Origin of the sequence: Streptomyces sp. R35 (genome assembly GCF_041053035.1) — a bacterium.
GTDB classification, from domain to species: domain Bacteria; phylum Actinomycetota; class Actinomycetes; order Streptomycetales; family Streptomycetaceae; genus Streptomyces; species Streptomyces lutosisoli.
On the sequence record NZ_CP163440.1, the window covers coordinates 5,575,465 to 5,592,273 of the forward strand.

Annotated in this window: 17 protein-coding genes and 1 tRNA gene; 11 read left to right on the top strand and 7 right to left on the bottom strand. The window is 68.0% G+C overall.

Going from position 1 to position 16,809, the window contains the following annotated elements; genetic code table 11:
- The first annotated feature begins 141 nt into the window (after positions 1-141).
- From AB5J50_RS25500 to AB5J50_RS25520, 5 genes are all read left to right on the top strand, one after another.
- Positions 142-1,362, top strand: coding sequence for an amidohydrolase family protein (locus AB5J50_RS25500; RefSeq protein ID WP_327430103.1), 1,221 nt, complete (start codon positions 142-144; stop codon positions 1,360-1,362).
- A 135-nt stretch (positions 1,363-1,497) separates the two neighbouring features.
- Positions 1,498-1,686: a ferredoxin gene (locus tag AB5J50_RS25505; RefSeq protein ID WP_327430104.1), complete on the top strand. Its 189-nt coding sequence runs from the start codon at positions 1,498-1,500 to the stop codon at positions 1,684-1,686.
- Positions 1,687-1,946: 260 nt separating this feature from the next.
- The gene (locus AB5J50_RS25510) at positions 1,947-2,870 is read left to right on the top strand and encodes an FkbM family methyltransferase (RefSeq protein WP_369260624.1); all 924 of its coding nucleotides are present in this window, start codon (positions 1,947-1,949) and stop codon (positions 2,868-2,870) included.
- Positions 2,871-3,288: 418 nt separating this feature from the next.
- Positions 3,289-3,747, top strand: coding sequence for a hypothetical protein (locus AB5J50_RS25515; RefSeq protein ID WP_369260625.1), 459 nt, complete (start codon positions 3,289-3,291; stop codon positions 3,745-3,747).
- A gap of 92 nt (positions 3,748-3,839) precedes the next feature.
- Positions 3,840-4,355 (top strand): hypothetical protein, encoded by a 516-nt coding sequence (locus AB5J50_RS25520; RefSeq protein WP_369260626.1) that lies wholly within the window; start codon positions 3,840-3,842, stop codon positions 4,353-4,355.
- Positions 4,356-4,525: 170 nt separating this feature from the next.
- Here the strand turns inward: AB5J50_RS25520 and AB5J50_RS25525 are convergent, their stop codons facing one another.
- The 3 genes from AB5J50_RS25525 to AB5J50_RS25535 form a co-directional block, all read right to left on the bottom strand.
- A complete protein-coding gene (locus AB5J50_RS25525; protein ID WP_369260627.1) occupies positions 4,526-5,284 on the bottom strand; it encodes a glycosyltransferase family 2 protein in 759 nt (252 codons plus the stop codon).
- 8 nt (positions 5,285-5,292) lie between these two features.
- A complete protein-coding gene (locus tag AB5J50_RS25530; RefSeq protein WP_369260628.1) occupies positions 5,293-6,081 on the bottom strand; it encodes a GntR family transcriptional regulator in 789 nt (262 codons plus the stop codon).
- A 495-nt stretch (positions 6,082-6,576) separates the two neighbouring features.
- Positions 6,577-6,924, bottom strand: coding sequence for a DUF6344 domain-containing protein (locus AB5J50_RS25535; protein WP_369260629.1), 348 nt, complete (start codon positions 6,922-6,924; stop codon positions 6,577-6,579).
- A 326-nt stretch (positions 6,925-7,250) separates the two neighbouring features.
- Here AB5J50_RS25535 and AB5J50_RS25540 point away from each other — a divergent pair, with 326 nt between their 5' ends.
- Positions 7,251-7,379, top strand: coding sequence for a DLW-39 family protein (locus AB5J50_RS25540; protein ID WP_003999697.1), 129 nt, complete (start codon positions 7,251-7,253; stop codon positions 7,377-7,379).
- Positions 7,380-7,620: 241 nt separating this feature from the next.
- Positions 7,621-9,186 carry a hypothetical protein gene (locus tag AB5J50_RS25545; RefSeq protein ID WP_369260630.1) on the top strand — a complete coding sequence of 522 codons (1,566 nt, stop codon included), beginning with the start codon at positions 7,621-7,623 and terminating at the stop codon, positions 9,184-9,186.
- Between the two features lie 15 nt (positions 9,187-9,201).
- On the opposite strand, the gene AB5J50_RS25550 is transcribed toward AB5J50_RS25545, so the two are convergent.
- Positions 9,202-11,226, bottom strand: coding sequence for a protein kinase (locus tag AB5J50_RS25550; protein WP_369260631.1), 2,025 nt, complete (start codon positions 11,224-11,226; stop codon positions 9,202-9,204).
- 115 nt (positions 11,227-11,341) lie between these two features.
- Positions 11,342-11,890: a DNA-binding protein gene (locus tag AB5J50_RS25555; protein ID WP_327430113.1), complete on the bottom strand. Its 549-nt coding sequence runs from the start codon at positions 11,888-11,890 to the stop codon at positions 11,342-11,344.
- A gap of 182 nt (positions 11,891-12,072) precedes the next feature.
- Between AB5J50_RS25555 and AB5J50_RS25560 the strand changes: the two genes are divergently transcribed.
- A tRNA-Ala gene (locus AB5J50_RS25560) sits at positions 12,073-12,145 on the top strand.
- A gap of 407 nt (positions 12,146-12,552) precedes the next feature.
- On the opposite strand, the gene AB5J50_RS25565 is transcribed toward AB5J50_RS25560, so the two are convergent.
- Positions 12,553-13,254, bottom strand: a complete 702-nt coding sequence (locus AB5J50_RS25565) for a DUF5324 family protein (protein ID WP_369260632.1) — start codon at positions 13,252-13,254, stop codon at positions 12,553-12,555.
- A 392-nt stretch (positions 13,255-13,646) separates the two neighbouring features.
- Here AB5J50_RS25565 and AB5J50_RS25570 point away from each other — a divergent pair, with 392 nt between their 5' ends.
- Positions 13,647-14,180 carry a peptidylprolyl isomerase gene (locus AB5J50_RS25570; protein WP_369260633.1) on the top strand — a complete coding sequence of 178 codons (534 nt, stop codon included), beginning with the start codon at positions 13,647-13,649 and terminating at the stop codon, positions 14,178-14,180.
- A 173-nt stretch (positions 14,181-14,353) separates the two neighbouring features.
- Positions 14,354-15,274, top strand: coding sequence for a rhomboid family intramembrane serine protease (locus AB5J50_RS25575; RefSeq protein WP_369265510.1), 921 nt, complete (start codon positions 14,354-14,356; stop codon positions 15,272-15,274).
- A 303-nt stretch (positions 15,275-15,577) separates the two neighbouring features.
- Here the strand turns inward: AB5J50_RS25575 and crgA are convergent, their stop codons facing one another.
- The gene (gene crgA / locus AB5J50_RS25580; RefSeq protein ID WP_099502056.1) at positions 15,578-15,832 is read right to left on the bottom strand and encodes a cell division protein CrgA; all 255 of its coding nucleotides are present in this window, start codon (positions 15,830-15,832) and stop codon (positions 15,578-15,580) included.
- Between the two features lie 142 nt (positions 15,833-15,974).
- Here crgA and AB5J50_RS25585 point away from each other — a divergent pair, with 142 nt between their 5' ends.
- A complete protein-coding gene (locus AB5J50_RS25585; RefSeq protein WP_327430116.1) occupies positions 15,975-16,754 on the top strand; it encodes a DUF881 domain-containing protein in 780 nt (259 codons plus the stop codon).
- The last annotated feature ends 55 nt before the right edge of the window (positions 16,755-16,809 follow it).

The window sequence follows — 16,809 nt, forward strand, 5'->3', positions numbered from 1 at the left end:
GTCAGTTCACCGGACGGCGTTCCGGAGCGCAAGGGGTCGGGGTGCTGTTCGCTCTTGCTGTCAGGGGAGTGGACCTCTAGCCTGAATCTGATGGGTCGTCAGATAATTCATGGAGAATCGGCAGGCAGTAGGGGGTAAGTCGTGGTCAGCACCGAGAGCGGCACCAGGGATCTGCCCAGGGTCATCAGCGTGGACGATCACGTGATCGAGCCTGCGCACCTCTTCGAGACGTGGCTTCCGCGTAAGTACCGCGACAAAGGGCCGAAGCCCTTCACTGCCGGGATCGGCGACCTCCAGTACATCGGCGGGAAGTACCGGTTCACCACGGACCCGAACGGTCAGGTCACGGACTGGTGGAGGTACGAGGGCGAGGTCTTCCCGTACAAGCGCATCATCGCGGCCGTCGGGTTCTCCCGTGACGAGATGACCCTCGACGGCATCACGCGCGAACAGATGCGGCGTGGCTGCTGGGACCCGAAGGCCCGGCTGGCGGACATGGACCTCAACCACGTGGAGGCCTCGCTCTGCTTCCCGACGTTTCCGCGGTTCTGCGGGCAGACCTTCGCGGAGGCCAAGGACAAGGAGGTCGCGCTCGCGTGCGTCCGTGCCTACAACGACTGGATGGTCGAGGAGTGGTGCGGCGACAGCGGAGGGCGGCTCATCCCGCTGTGCCTGATTCCTCTGTGGGACATCGACCTCGCCGTTGCGGAGATCCGGCGCAACGCGGCCCGCGGCGTGCGGGCCGTGACCTTCAGCGAGATCCCGACGTACCTGGGGCTTCCGTCGATCCACTCCGGCTACTGGGACCCGTTCTTCGCGGTGTGCGAGGAGACCGGGACGGTGGTCAACATGCACATCGGATCGTCGTCGCAGATGCCGGCGGCGTCGCCGGACGCCCCGCCCGCCGTCCAGGCGGCGCTGAGCTTCAACAACGCCATGGCTTCGATGATGGACTTCCTGTTCTCCGGGGTCCTGGTGAAGTTCCCGCGCCTCAAGTTGGCGTACAGCGAGGGGCAGATGGGCTGGATCCCGTACGCCCTGGAGCGCGCCGACGATGTGTGGGAGGAGCATCGGGCGTGGGGCGGAGTCAGGGATCTGATCCCGGATCCGCCGTCGACCTACTACTACCGGCAGATCTTCTGCTGCTTCTTCCGCGACAAGCACGGCATCGAGGCCATCGAGACGGTGGGCGTGAACAACGCGACCTTCGAGACCGACTACCCGCACGTCGACTCGACCTTCCCCCACACGAAGCAGGTGGCGGCAGACCATGTGGCGGGCCTCCCCGACGATGTGGCGTACAAGCTGCTGCGGGGGAACGCCATTCGGATGCTGGAGCTGGCCTTCGATCAAGGGAAGTAGAAGCAGGGGCAGTTGCCGGGGACGGTCGATTGAGGGCACTGCCTGGCGGGCAGGCAGGTCGTGAAGGCCGACAGGCCTGATCCGCTCACCGACCCGCTTCAGGGGGCCGGTGTTCTCTTCGTGGCTGGAGTGCGCATGAAGGTATCCGTGGACCCCGACGTTTGCTACGGCTCCGGTGACTGCGGCATCAGGGTTCCGACCGTCTTCGCCCTGGTGGACGGATACGGCACCGTCCTGCCCGGTCGTGAGGGCGCCGGAGACGAGCCCGAGGTACAAGAAGCGGCTGACTGGTGCCCGTCCCAAGCGATTCGTTTCAGCGAGTAGCACGACCGACGGGCACGCCGGAAGGCTGCTGCCCCGGTGAGGGACGGGGGCCACCCGAGAGGTCGAAGCGCAAGGCCGACGCGATCATCTTGGTGAGGCGGAGGCCGCTGGCCAAGCGGCTACGCGGTGTCGAGGGCTCTGCGCACCGTCCAAGCCCCCGAGCTCCGCGCGTTCCTCCCCCTCGGCGAAACCTGGCATCGGTGGGAACCGGAAGAGACCGCACGCTACGGTTTCGCTGGAGCCGGCGGAGAGGCAATCGGATGAGCAACCCCATTTCAGAGGCCTTGGTCACCCTCGGCCGCCGGTACGTGCGTGATGCCCCGGGCCCGCTCGGCAAGGCGCCGCTGGCCAAGCACTACCTGAATCCGCACCTCCGCGAGCACCCTCGTCGACGTGTCGTTGAGACGCGGTCCGGCGCCCGCTTCGCCGTCGACACGCAGGACCTGATCCAGCGGTATCTGTACCTGTTCGGCGTGTGGGAGCCGAACATGACGAACTGGCTCCAGAGCCGGCTGAAGCCCGGGGACGGCTTCATCGACGTCGGCGCCAACATCGGTGTCTTCAGCGTCCTCGCCTCACAGCTCGTCGGCGATGAGGGCCAGGTGGTGTCGATCGAGGCCTCGCCGGTCTTCCACCAGCGGCTGCTGCAGCAGGCCCGTCTCAATGAGTGCCACAACATCCGTGCGATCAACGCCGCCGTGTCGGACAGTCACAGGACGTTGACGTTCGTGCTCGCCAGCTCGCGCAACATGGGCGCGAACAGCATCGTTCCGTACGACGGTCCGGCCGAGTCCACGTTCCAGATCGAGGCCTGCCCGCTGCCGGAACTGCTGGATCCCTCGGAGATCGCGAACGCCCGCGTGATCAAGATCGATGTCGAAGGCGCGGAGGGGAGCGTCGTCCGGGGCCTCGCGCCCGTACTGGACAAGCTTCGGCCCGATGCGGAGATCACCGTCGAGGTGACCCCCGACCGTATGGCTCAACTCGGCGACTCAGCCGAGGAACTGATGAAGACGATGGCCGACGCAGGCTTTTACGCCTACCGGTTGGCCAACGACTACGCACCCGAGAGCTATCCGCCCGCGTTGAGCGGTGAGCTCCTTGCGCCGGTCCGGTTGCGGGAGCCGGTCACCGTCGAAAGCGACTTGATCTTCTCTCGGGTGGACGCGGAGACCCTTCCCTGAGGGGATAACTTCTCACGCTCGGTAGGCGGCACTGTCGTAAGACGCACACCGAGGCCGGTGGAGAGTCGTGAAATATTCACCTAAGTGATCAATTACCCTCAGTTCTTCCTCAACTTCGTTGTGATGGCCGCCTGCCGGTCTGCAAGATCGTCTTGCTGCGGCTGCCCGCCTTGGCTCCGTCTGACCAGCGGTCCGAGAGGGCGAGAAGCCCGCGGCATGTCTGTCTGACCAACAGCGCACAACAGCACAACACGAGGGGAACAACGACGTGAGATCGTCGATAGCCATGCGCCGTCCGGCTACGGGGACCAACCGCGGGGGAAGCGGACTCAAGGCAGCCGCTGTAGTGGCCGCCGCAGCGATGGCATTGGGGGTGGCGGCTCCGCTGGCGGAGGCGACGGAGGCTCAGAACTCCGGTTTGACCGCCACTCAGCCCGTGTTCAAGGCCGATGCGGCCGACACGGCCGACGCGTCGGAGCTGGCGTTCACCGCCGCTGACGTGCGCGACCTCATCCAGCGGATCGAGGCCGACGGCGGTGCGGACACGGCCGAGATCACCCAGTTCGAGGCTTACGCACATTCCCTGGAGGGCAAGGCGGCAGCCAAGCCGAGGCAGGGGTTCGGCTGGAGCACCATCGTCCGCAAACTGGTCGTGGCCGGCTTCCGGCACGGCGGCGTGTGGATGGGCAAGGTGCTCAAGCACGTGTCGCCGAAGGCAGGCAGGTATGCCTCCAGGTACGGCAACAAGATCGCCGACGCGATCGAGGCCGTTGAGAACTGGGGCGAGCACGCGCTGACCCTGGCTCTGGTGAGGGCGGGACTGCCGTACGACGTGGCGCTCGACCTCGCCAAGGCGATCATCCTTATCGCGGCGTAACCGCCGTGGCGTGGCCCGGTGGCGCCGCCCGACCATCGCGACCGGCGCCCCGCGAACAGGAACCGAGGGACGAACGGGAGGCGGTGCTCGACGTGGAAGCACGATCCGTACCGGAGGGCGAGAGCAACAACGTGGACGACGAACCGTCGACCCCCGGAGAGAAGCGGCTTGCCCGAGCTGTCGTCGGCGGGCTGGTCCTGCTGGTGGCCGCGCTCGTGGGCCTGCTGTTCCTGCTCGTCCTGCTCGTCACGGCGACCGTGTTCCCCGGAGCGGTCGAGCTCGACGGACTCGCTCCGGTGTTCTGGGCGCTGCTGCTCCTGGCTCCGTGCTCTGTGATCGCCATGGCGATCACGGTGCCGGCACGGCGGCTCGTGCGCGTCACGTTCACGCCCTCACCCGCCATTGCCCGGCTGTCGGACGCAGCCTTCGGGTGGCTGTCGGCGTTCCTCGTCGGCGTGATGCTGCTGGAGTGGACGCCGGGGGTTCACGCCCACTCCGTCCTGCCGGCGGTCGCAGTGGCCACGGTCGGGCTCGTGCTGGAGCCGCTCGTGGAGCGGGTGGGCGGCAGCAAGGCAAAGGGCGACCGGGGCGGTACGCCTGCCCGGTGAAGGCCGGGCGACCGCGGTGACACACGCGAAAGAGCCGCACCCTCGCACGCTCGTCGTGCTGCCGGAAGCGGACCCTACGCGGGAAAGGGCGTCGTCGACCGCATGGCCGAAATCGGAGTCACGGTCACCCACTCCCGCAGCTGTCTGCGAGATCGTCTACGAGGTGCCGGTCAGTCCGTGGTCGGGTAGTGCCACTCGAAGTACGCGAGCGCTCGTGACCTGGCCTCCACGACCGCCATGCGTGCGTCGCGCTCGGCGGGTTCGATGTGCGATGCCTGGCCGGTGGCCTGCCCCTCCCACTTCCGGTAGAGGAGCCCCACCTCCTCGGAGAACCACCCGCGGCTCACTGAGTTCAGCGCGAGCAGCAGGCCAGTGTCTTCCGAGGCGGGAAGCGCCATCCAGCCGCCAAGAGCGAGCAGGAGGTCACGCCGCACGAAGAGCGTCGCCGGGTGGACCTGGGCGCGGAAACCATTCGCCTTCCAGTAGTCGAGCACGACTCCGCGCTCGATCGGACCGTTGTCGGGGTCGCCCGGGAAGCCGACCGTGGAGCCGTCGGGCATGAAGTCCAGGACTCGCGACGTGGCCCATCCGACAGTGCGGTCATTCTCAAGTGCGGCCAGGTCGCGCGCGAGCGTGCCGGGAGCGAGCTGGTCGTCGGCGTCCAGCACCTTGATGTACTCGCCGTCGGCATGGGCGAGAGCGACGGTCCGGGCGACACCCGGGCCCCCCGGCCGGCCCTGCCGGAAGGTGACGCGCTCGTCGGCGGGGACGTACGGGGTGACGTCGTCCGTCTTCCCGTCCTCCTGGATGACCCAGTGCCACTCCCAGCCGTCCGGAAGCTCCTGTTCGCACAGTGACTTGTAGGCCTCCGGCAGGAACTTGGCCGAGGGGCCGTGGACAGCGGTGACGATGATGATGCGCCGGCGCACGGCAGCACTCACCACCTTTCCAGGGAAGTGGTGAAGAGCAGCTCGGTGCGGTCACCGGGCAGGATGATGTCGGAAAGATCCACAACGCGGTCATTGACGTCGTACGAGGTCTTCCGGAGGGCGAGCACCGAGGTCCCGCGCGGCAGCTCCAGTTCCGCCGCCTCTTCCGGCGTCGGTGGCCGGGCGGTGACGCGCTCCTCGATGCGGTCCACTTCAATGCCGACGGTGTAGAGCTGGTTCTGCGAGCCCCCTGGCCACGGCTCCTTGGTCTCGTCCAGGAGGTCGGGATTCTCCGCGACCATGTCGCGGACGAGGTAGGAGGTCACCAGGCTGAAGGGCGCGGTCTCCGCGGCGTACCGCGTCCGATAAGTGCGCTCGACCAGCGCCGTTCCCTCAGGGACGCCCATGACCGCCGCGATGTCCCCGTCCGCCTTGATCTCGCGGTACGACGCGTAGAAGACGAGGTCTTCCAGCTCAAGACCGGTGTCATGCTCAGTGGCACCGGTCTGCGCCCGCTCCTCCACCGACTGGCGAGCCCGGTTTTTCTCCCACTGATGCCGGAGGTTCGAGCGTCGCGCCATCGTGCGGGGGCGACGGACGAAGTTGCCGCGGCCGTGCTGCTTGTCGATCAGCCCTTCTTCGTTCAGGACCCGGAGTGCGCTCTGAACGGTCGGCACGCTCCGCTTGTAGTGGCCCGCCAGATCGGTTTCCGACGGCAGCTTGTCGCCGGGCCTGCGCCTGCCCTCCCGGATGGACCGGCGGAGGTCGTCCGCGATCACTTCGTACGCCTTTGGCACTGGTCCTCACCGATCCGTCATGTGGGGCCTGACGTGTCAGCGAGCCGACACGTCAGCGAGCCAACAACTCACACCTCAGCCTACGACTCCTAAAGAGGTCTTGACGAGTGGAGGCGGAGGAGCGAACACGTGTCATCGCGGCTTTTGGGATAGCCATTGCTGTCATATGGCTCTATGTGGGGCACCGGCAGATCCGGTATACCGGCGCTCTCCTAAGGCGGCTCGTCGCTCTCGTGCCCGACTTCGCTGAGACTCACACCGCCGTGCACATCCGCGGGCCAAAGGCAGCGGTGTTCATCGCGTACACCATTCCCGTCCTCGCAGGTGCCTTATGGGCCCCTCTCCTTGCCGTGAGCTAGTTATGGCAACCGGGCAGAACGCCGAAGGCCCGGCAACTCGGATGAGTTGCCGGGCCTTCGCCCTGGGCTGCTTCGTACGCAAGTTCGCCGCTACGTCAGGGCATCTTGGAGGGGGCTGGGGACGACGCCGTATCGCTCAGTTCTGGAGCGCCGTGTCGGGCTCCGTGACGGTCTCGGACTCGCAGAGGGTGGCGGGGTCCGCCGTGGCGTCGTCGGCCGGCGGGCGGTGGCGGCAGTTCGGTGAGGAACCGTGGGCCTCGGCGCGGATGCGTTGCTTCATCGTGGGGGGCAGGGCCCGGTTGTAGGACCAGGTCCAGTAGGACATCGCCGGCACCGCCACGGAGGTCGCCGTGCTGTTGCGGGGCGCCCCGGCCTGCGGTACGGCCGCGGCCGCGGTGGTCGTGATGAGTCCGAGCGTCGTGCACAGCGCCAGGAAGGCGGTGACGATGGCGGTCCACAGCTTCATGACCTTGTTCTGGGTCATGGCCCCTCACTTTCGGGTCAGGCGATTTGCGTACTTTCCTCATGATGTGTATGCGGGCCGCGAAGTGGTGGACCGACGCCCGTGGCGCGTCGATGTTCAGATGAACACCACCCGGATGGCCGCAAGAGCCCCGAAAAGTCGGAGATCGTGGTGAAAGTCACCGTCTGTGAGGTCTGATCACCCTCCGGCCGGAGCGATCGCATCCGGTTCTACTACTGCGTACCGGGCGGGAGTTGAGGGCCGATCCAGGTCACCGATCGATATCGGTCGGTGTGTATAGTCGGGCGCCAGAGGTCCCCTACGTCAACGAAAGACGAGGTCGCGCGGTGAAGAAGCTTCTCCTGGTCGCACTGGCCGCCATCGGCGGGCTCCTCGTGTACCGCCAGATCCAGGCGGATCGCGCCGAGCAGGATCTGTGGACGGAGGCGACTGACTCCGTGCCCACGGGTTCGTGAGTATCGACAACAGTCTCAGAGCAGACCCCGGCCGCCATCGCGGTCGGGGTTTTGTGTTGTCCAGGGCCTTGTCCGGGGCCTTGGGTGCGGCTCTGTTCGTGCCTCTGTTCGTGGCTCTGTCTGGGACTCTCTTCGGGGCTCGCTCAATTCGCTTGAGCGAATTGATTGATTGCCCCGGCAAAGTTGATGTCCGTCCGGACGAGCCCTTTCGGCCGCTCCTGTGGATAGCACGGGTAGCGCGGTGACTGGCGGGGCAGGATGGGCCACGGTCCGGGGCTACGACGAGGGGTGGCGCGTGATGGGGCGGCGCACGGTGGGGCGGCGTGCGATGGCGTGGCACAACCGGGCGTTCACAGCGGCAGCAGCGGCGGTGGCAGTGGCGGTGTGCGCGACGATCGGGTCGACGGGGCAGGCCGCCGCGGCCGCCAGAACGCAGACGACTGCCGCCGCCGGAGCACAGACGACGGCGGCCGCGACACCAACGCCGTACGCCTTCGCCGAGGACGCCACGACCGTCAAGGGCACCGCGGACACCACCGACGCCGAACAACTTGCGCCGGGCAAGACCTACAGGAGCTCCATAGGCAGGGACGCCAAGCTCTACTACCGCCTCGAACTCGACGACACGTCCAACGCCTACGTCTCCGCCACCGCCGTCCCCAGGCCGGGTACGACGGTCTCCTACTCGGACGGCGTCAAGGTGTCCGTGCAGGACGGCAACAGCCGCAACTGCTCCTTCTCCGGAACCACCCACTTCGGCGCCACCCAGAGCCCCCACCCCATCGCCGCCTGGGCGTCACGCGAAACGAGCGGCAACCAGTACGCCTGCCAGACGGCAGGGACGTACTACGTGGTCGTCACACGCAGCGGTACGACGGGATCCTCGTCCGGCGACTGGGACCTGGAACTCAGCTATGTGTCGGAGCCCAGCCTGAAGAAGGCGGCCGGTCCGACGAGCGCGCCCGAGGCCTGGAACTCCGCGTCGCCCGACGCCCTCGCCGGGAGCCCGAAACGCCGCAAGGGCGGCACGGGCTTCACCACGGCGACCTCACTGCGGCAGGGCATCTGGCAGGACTGGATCAGCCCCGGGCAGACGCTCTTCTACAAAGTGCCGGTCGACTGGGGGCAACAGCTCTACGCCACCGCCGACCTGGGCAGTTCGAGCCATAGCAACGGCGGCAATGTCGGCACCGCTCTCGTCATGTCCCTCTACAACCCCGTACGCGGCTTCGTCGACGACATCGGCGCCGGCTACGACGGCGGCCAGCGCTCGGCCGCACTCGATCCACTGCCGCCCGTCGCGTACGAGAACCGATACGCATTCAACGACCGCGTGAGCGGAATGCGGTTCGCGGGCTCGTACTACCTCGTCGTCCACCTCGCCGCGCAGGTCGCCGACAAGATCGGCGACGGACCGTTCGGGCTGACGCTGCGCGTGCGCGTGGACGGGACGGCGCAGACAGGTCCCGCCTACGCGGGGCAGGCAGCGCCACGCGACGCCTTCGACGTCCCGGCGGAGGACTCCGACGCCACGGCCGACGGCACGGTGGGCGGTTCGACCGGTACCGGAGACGGTGCCGGCGGCGACAGCAGCGGCACGATGAAGCTGGTCGCCGCCGGCGGAATCGGCACGGGGAGCGTGCTGGTGCTGGCGCTCGGGGTGTGGAGGGTGGTCGCGCGGAGACGGGCCCGGGTGGCGCCGGAGGACGCGGACACGGCTTCGGCTCCTGTGCAGACGCAGCCCCAGCCCCAGACTCAGATGCAGACCCCGGCGCCGTGGGAGCGCGGGGCTCCGCGGGGCTGGTAGGGCGCGCCGCCCCGCTCAGATCCGGCTCAGCGCCCAGAAACCCACGGCGAAGCAGGCCAGCGCGAGAAGCAGCACCGGGACAGCCACCTTCGCGGGCGGCCCGGGGCGAGGCCGCGCGCGCCTTCCACGGCGCTCCGGAACTGCTCCCGCCTGTGACGGAACCTGCGGGGACCGAGCGGTGTATGAAGCAGTAGAGGCGTACGCGGGCGGGGCCACAGGCAAATGGGGGGAGGGCACTTGCGTGGGCGTGGGAGTCGGGGTGGGGTCGAAAGGCTGAGCGTAAGGGGGAGTTGGCGCCGGAAGCACGAGCGATGTGGGGGGAGTGGGCGGCTGTACGGGCAGGTGCCGCGGATGGAGGGGCGTGGGGAACTGCTGCGTCTCGTGCCATGCCTGCTGTGGTTGAGGATGTGGCTGCGATTGCCGTGGGGGCTGGGGCTCGGGCTGTGGTTGGGGCCCGGACTGCGGCTGCGCGTCGGGAGCGCTCAGCTGCGGTGGCGGGAGGTGGAAGCTGCCCGTGTCCGACATGGTGGACGGCTGCGGGGGGATGGCGTCGGGGGCGGGTTGCTGTGGTGCGCCGTCGGGAGCGGGCTTCGGCCGTACGTTGCTGGGGACGGACTCCGGCTGTACGCCATTGGCGCCGGGCTCCGGTCCTACGTGATTGGCGCCGGGCTCGGGTCGTACCTGCCGGGCGCCGGGCTCGGGGCCTGCGTGACCGGTAACGGGCTCCGGTCGTACGCCATTGGTGCCGGACCCCGCCCAGACACCGACGGAATCGGCCTCCTGAGACAACGCGCCCGAGCCGTGACGCCATGGCCCGGAGCCCGAGCCGTGACGCCATGGCCCGGAGCCGGAGCCGGAGCCGGAGCCAGGCATCGAGACGGGGTTGGAGCCGAGCCCCGGACCGGAACTGGAGGCGGGCCCAGAGCTAGGACGAGGGCCAGACCCAGAGCTGGAGCCAAGCGTCGATACAGGGTTGGATCCCGAGCTGGATCCCGAGCTGGAGCCCGAGTTGGAGTCGGCATCGGGGCCGGCATGTGGGCCGATGCCGGGGCCCGGCCAAGACGGTGTGTCGTCAGGGCTGAGCTGCGTAGCGGTGGTGTCTCGACGCGTCCCATGCGCCCCGGACGACAAGCCCCCCGTGCTCACCCCCGGCGCGGGCCGAAGCGGTCCCCCCGGGGTGAACCCCTCCGGGAGCGGCCCGAGTTGGTCGAAGACCTCGACCAGTTCGTCGTCGGGGCCGGTCTCGGGCAGCAGCTCGGTGGCCGAGGCGAGCGCCTTGCGCGCACCCGTGGCGGTGCGGAACCGCGCGTGAGGGTCGGGCTGCAGCAGCGTGGCCACGACCTGCCACAGCGGCTCGGGTATGCCCCGCGGAGCGGACGGCGTGCCGTTGTCGGCGAAGTACTCGATCAGCGCCTTGGCGTCGGGCTTGGCCCCTTCCAGCAGATAGAGGGCGACCAGACCGACGGCGAACAGGTCGGCGGGGAAGTCCGGTTCGGCGCCCATCATCTGCTCGGGCGCGAAGTAACCGGGCGTTCCCACCACGTAGTTGGTCTCCGTCAGCCGCGGCTCGCCGAGTCGCATGGCGATGCCGAAGTCGGACAGACGCAGCCGGGGCCGGGCCGTACCGGTCGCTTCGAGCAGTACGTTGGCGGGCTTGATGTCGCGGTGCACAACCCCCTCGGCGTGCACGGCGGCGACGCCCGCAAGCAGCTGGTCGAGCAGGGTGCAGACGAAGGGAGGAGGCAGCGGGCCGTAGTCATTGACCAGGTGGACCAGGGAGCCCCCGGCGACCAGGTCCATGGTGAACAGGACCTTGTCGTCATCGGCGGCCCAGCTGGCGGGAGCGAGCACATGCGGATGGTCGATGCGCAGGGCCTGCTCCCGCACGAAGCGCAGCAGCGCGTGCGCGTCGCTCTGTTGCAGCACCTTGGCCGCCACATACCGGCGCCGCCGGTGGTCCCAGGCGCGCCAGACCGCACCGACTCCCCCACGTCCGATCGGGTCGACCAGTTCGTACCGTCCGGCGAAGACCTCACCCATGGTCGTACGACGCTCCCCTTCGGCTCCCCCGGGACCGGCTCGGCCGCCGGCCCTCCTGCGGTGCCTTCCGCGCGGTGGACCCGGCCGCCGCCCCCTCGGCGGCCGGGTCCTCGGCTCAGCTCTGGTGCGACTGGTAGTGCGCGACCGCGTCAGAGGTACGGCCGGCGCCGTACACCCGGAGGAACTCTGCCAGCTCCGGGTGGCTCGGGGCGAGAGTGTCCGCCGCCTCGATGATGTCCCCGGCGGCTGCCACCGAGCGCAGCAGCGACTGGATCTCCCGGACCACCCGCTTGACCGTGGGCGCTCCCGAACTGGTCGTCGACTGCGTGGTGTTGCTGAGCACCGAACCCCCCTGAGACTTCTTGATCTCGTCCATGCGCTCGGTCGCCTCGACAGCACTCACACTGCCGTCCGCGACCTGCCCCGCCAGGTCCTGCAGCAGCTGTACACGCTGGACCACCGCGGGATTGCCGATCTTCGCGCGCTGACCGCTCATCAGCTGCGACAGCATGGGCGCGGACAGGCCCAGCACCCCGGCAAGACGCGCCTGGTTGAGACCCAGATCCTCGATGAGCCTACGGAAGAGCGCCCCCAACGGCTCCCCGTACCAGTTCCGCTGAAGCTCCCGGGCTCTCGCGGTTGCTTCCTGCTGTGCGGCGTCCATTGCGTCTCCCCATCGCTTCCCCAAATACCGCGGTTCGCTGTAGCGAACCACGTCGAGCATCTTACGGAGAGTGGTCGTTCACGGGGACCCCCAATCTTTTTGCGAGATACCGGGGGTGACCCGGTACTCTGGTCTGCGGCGCCCGTCAGCAGGTGATTCCTGTGGCTGGGTGTTCCTCCTCCGGGGCCTTAGCTCAGTTGGTAGAGCGCTGTCTTTGCATGGCAGATGTCAGGGGTTCGACTCCCCTAGGCTCCACACAAACAGATCCCCCCTGACCTGCGGAAACGCGGTCAGGGGGGATCTTTTTCTGCTTCGCCGTGTGGGCACCCGAATGCGGCGGTGCGGCCCGGAGCCTGTGGAGGCCCGGGTTCGCGGGGCTCGGGAGAGGCCTTCCCCCTCCGCGGATCCCCGTGAGTAACCGATCCGTAAGTGGAGCGGTCCTGGCCGCCAGCGGCCGGTGCGTCCGACAGTGCCTCGAAGAATCCGGACGTGACGCCGGTGTTGATCTTCCTCCCGGCGCCGACGAGGGAGACCTGACGATGGGCGGGTCACACGTTCCACGTGAAACATCGCCGTGGGGCAGGAGACCCTCAAGTCTCCTGCCCCACGACGCTGTTGAAGCCGGACTCAGCCGGCGGCCGAGCTCAGCGACGGTCGTCGCCTCAATGGCGGTCGTCGCGGTCCGCCGCCCGCTCCTCGGCCTCCTTGGCCTGGACCTCGGGGTCCAGTTCCGACTGGCCGCTGCCGTCGACCGACGACAGACGACCGGACTCGGGCACCTCGGTCGCGGCGGGAGGCTCGACCAGCCAGTCAGGGTTGGCCTGCTTGTCCCACCACTTCCAGGCGGCGAACGCAGCACCCGCCAGAACCCCCAGCACAGCCAGCCCCTTGGCGAGACGGCCGGCCTTCGCCCGCCGCTCGTGCTTACGGACCAGCTTCTGGATCTCCTCCGGCGAGACCTGACCGCGCAACGCGGCCAGCGCCGCCACACCGCGGGACGCGGCCTCGTCCCGAACCGGCTGGGCCGCGGCCACCGCCTGCTCGATCTTCGGCTTGGAATAGTCAGCGGCCTGACGAGCCGCCTTGCGGGTACGGACGGCGGCCTCATGAGCCGCCTGGTCGACCTTCGGCGGCACATGCGTACGGGCCTGCTCAAGGCGCGGCGCGAGATGGACGTCGTACTGCACGCGGGCCTGTTCGGCGGCCTGCGACACCTTCGGCGCAAGCCGTACGCGCGCCTCTTGCGCATAGTACGAAGCCCTGTCCATGGCCGTGTCGGCGTAAGGCGCCACCACTTCCGCGGCGTGCAGCACGCTGTCCTTCGCCGAGCCGGTCGCGGCGCGCACGCTGTCGATGCGGGTCACGGGTTTCCTCCTCCTCGGTGGCGTACGTCGGGGGTCTGAGGTGCCCCCAAAGACACACAGTTCACCTTTCCACCCTTATCGGGATCATGCCCGCCCAAAAGGTCCGGGGCATGTGAGGGCGGGCATCCGGGTCACGGGTACTGACTCCGGGTGACTTCAGAACGGGACTCGATCAAGTGTCGATCAAGTGCAATAGCGGCTTAATACGGGGCAACAGGAGCTTGTCGTCGACAATGCCACGGATCCCCGCCGCGCGCCCCCGTCGCGAGGCCACTCGACCGGATTTCTGCAAGCCAGACGCACGGATATCCGCCCAGAGGTGGCGGCCGGGCGACGCGCCGCCCCGTCCGTGCGAGGATCGGGAAGTCAAAGAAGGCAACGGAAGGCAGATCGTGGCTGAGCAGCTCTACGCCACCCTGAAGACCAACCAAGGCGACATCGAAATCCGGCTCCTGCCGAACCACGCGCCCAAGACGGTCCGGAACTTCGTCGAGCTCGCCCAGGGCGAGCGTGAGTGGGTCAACCCCGCGACGGGTGTGAAGTCCACGGACAAGCTCTACGACGGCACGGTCTTCCACCGGGTGATCAGCGGATTCATGATCCAGGGCGGCGACCCCCTGGGCAACGGCACCGGCGGCCCCGGCTACCAGTTCGAGGACGAATTCCACCCGGACCTCGCCTTCGACAGGTCCTACCTGCTGGCCATGGCCAACGCCGGCCCGGGCACCAACGGCTCCCAGTTCTTCATCACCGTCTCCCCGACGGCCTGGCTGACCCGCAAGCACACCATCTTCGGCGAGGTCACCAACCCGGCCAGCCAGAAGGTCGTGGACGCCATCGCCGGCACCCAGACCAACCCCCGCACCGACCGCCCGGTCAACGACGTCGTCATCGAATCGGTCGTCGTCGAGACCCGCGAAGGCTGAGCCCCAACGGCACGCCCCGGGGCTCGGCACCACCGAGTCCGAAGGCTCCCGCAGGGAACCAAACGCCCCGTTCATCCGTAAGGATGGACGGGGCGGTGCGTTGCGCACACGGACCCTGTGTGCCCGCGTGCGAGCCGTCATACGGAGATTGAGGGGAACCCATGGACGACCCCATGGACCAGGCGCCAGGCAGCCCGCAGGGCCCGCGGGATCAGGGACCGCAGGGCGCTCAGAGCCTGCCCACCTGCTACCGGCACCCGGACCGCGAGACCGGCATCCGCTGCACCCGCTGCGAGCGCCCCATCTGCCCCGAGTGCATGGTCAGCGCCTCCGTCGGCTTCCAGTGCCCCGAATGCGTACGCAGTGGCTCCGGCACCGGGCACGCGCCGACGGCCACCCAGCCCCGCACCATCGCCGGCGGCACGGTCGCCGCGGACCCCCGGCGCGTCACCAAGATCCTGATCGGCATCAACCTCGCCGTCTTCCTCGTCCAGATGTCGATGGGCGACCGCTTCACGCACCGCTTCGACCTCATCGGCCGCGCGTACGTCCCGATCCTCGGCTCGATCGAGGGCGTCGCCGAAGGCCAGTGGTACCGACTGGCGACGGCGATGTTCCTGCACGACGCCCACAACTACATCCACATCCTGTTCAACATGCTCAGCCTGTGGTGGATCGGCGGCCCCCTCGAAGCGGCCCTCGGCCGCGCCCGCTACCTCACGCTCTACTTCGTCTCGGGCCTCGCGGGCAGCGCGCTCAGCTACCTCCTCGCCGCCCCGAACCAGCCGTCGCTCGGCGCCTCCGGCGCCATCTTCGGCCTCTTCGGCGCGACCGCCGTCCTCATGCGCCGTCTCAACTACGACCTGCGCCCGGTGATCGCCCTGCTGGTGATCAACCTGGTCTTCACCTTCAACCCGGCATTCAACATCGCCTGGCAGGCCCACATCGGCGGCCTCGTCGCCGGCGTCGTCGTCGGCTACGCCATGGTCCACGCGCCGCGCGAGCGCAGGGCGCTGATCCAGTACGGGGTGTCCACCCTGGTCCTGGCCGTCGTGCTGGTCACCACGCTGGTGAGAACCGCTCAGCTCACCTGAGAGGCTGAGCACAGCTCACCTGAGAGGGAGCTCAGCTCACCTGTGGACCGATGTTGTCCACAGATCGTGGCGGATCTTGTGCACGCTGTGCGGGAACAGCTGTGCCCCCTGTCACTGATCCTGGTTTTCCCAGGTCAGGCAGGGGGCGAACAGGCTTCCGGATGCCGGTAGGTCAGTCGTACCGGCGTCAACCTCAACTGAGTTATCCACAGATCGTCTTTCTTTTCCACCTCTGTGGACAACAGCTGTGGATAACTCAGTGGATAGCCCTGGGCAGAGCTACGTCAGAGCTGCTCCGAGGCGCTACTTCCACTGCGTGGAGACGCCGAATCCCGCCGCGATGAAGCCGAAGCCGACCACGATGTTCCAGTTGTCGAGGGCGTCGATCGGCAGGGATCCGTCTGTCACGTAGAAGATGACGATCCAGGCGAGGCCGATCAGGAACATGGCCAGCATGACCGGTGCGACCCAGCCGCGGCTGGTCAGCTTGATGTTGGTCGCCTGCTTCGCCGGGGGCGGCGTGTAGTCGGCCTTCTTGCGGATACGTGACTTCGGCACGAGGGTCTCTCCTGTCGATGCGCTGCGTGGCCGCGCAGGGAACTGGGGCGGGCTCCGGGGCAGCGTACAAGGGGACACTGAGTGCTCCCCCGGGCGTCCGTTAGCGTAGTGCTTCCGCGGCGCCGAAGGAGATAAGGGTACGTTGAGCAATTCTGCCGACTCCCCCGGGACGGGATCCAGTCCTGCCGGTAAACGCCGTTTCCGGCCCGTACGGGTACTCACCGCGGCCGTCTTCGCTCTCGCCGGCCTTATTTTCTTCACCAGCTTCAATACGGCCAAGGGCACCAATATCCGTACGGATACGTCCTTGCTGAAGCTCTCCGACCTGATCCAGGAGCGCAGCCACAAGAACGCGACGCTGGATGATTCCAATGGTGCCCTGCGTGACGACGTGGATGCGCTGGCCGGTCGTGAGGACGGCAGCAGCAAGGCGGAGGACGCCAAACTCGCCGCGCTGGAGAAGAACGCGGGCACCCAGAAGCTCAAGGGCGAGGCCGTCACGGTCACGCTCAACGACGCTCCGCCGAACGCGACGGCCAAGCTGCCCGGCTATCCCGAGCCGCAGCCCGACTACCTGGTCATCCACCAGCAGGATCTGCAAGCGGTGGTGAACGCCCTGTGGCAGGGCGGTGCCAAGGGCATCAAGGTGATGGACCAGCGGCTGATCTCCACGAGCGCGGTGCGCTGCGTCGGCAACACCCTGATCCTCCAGGGGCGCGTCTACTCGCCCCCGTACAAGATCACGGCCGTCGGTGACCCGCAGAAGCTCCAGAAGGCGCTCGCGGCCTCTCCGGCGATCCAGAACTACATGGTGTACGTCAACGTCTACGGGCTCGGCTGGAAAGTCGAGGAGGACGGGACGGTGACTCTTCCCGGCTACTCGGGCACAGTGGATCTCCACTACGCGAAGCCGGTGGGGTAGTGCCGGCGGCGTAGTACGCGAAGCCTGTGGAGCAGCTGCCGCCGGGGGGACCTTG

What these genes read in the sequence shown, in the direction of transcription:
- AB5J50_RS25505 (WP_327430104.1), top strand. Translation starts at nt 1,498, where the DNA reads ATGAAGGTATCCGTGGACCCCGACGTTTGCTACGGCTCCGGTGACTGC.
- AB5J50_RS25510 (WP_369260624.1), top strand. Translation starts at nt 1,947, where the DNA reads ATGAGCAACCCCATTTCAGAGGCCTTGGTCACCCTCGGCCGCCGGTAC.
- AB5J50_RS25535 (WP_369260629.1), bottom strand. Translation starts at nt 6,924, where the DNA reads ATGACCCAGAACAAGGTCATGAAGCTGTGGACCGCCATCGTCACCGCC.
- AB5J50_RS25575 (WP_369265510.1), top strand. Translation starts at nt 14,354, where the DNA reads ATGGACCAGGCGCCAGGCAGCCCGCAGGGCCCGCGGGATCAGGGACCG.
- AB5J50_RS25555 (WP_327430113.1), bottom strand. Translation starts at nt 11,890, where the DNA reads ATGGACGCCGCACAGCAGGAAGCAACCGCGAGAGCCCGGGAGCTTCAG.
- AB5J50_RS25550 (WP_369260631.1), bottom strand. Translation starts at nt 11,226, where the DNA reads ATGGGTGAGGTCTTCGCCGGACGGTACGAACTGGTCGACCCGATCGGA.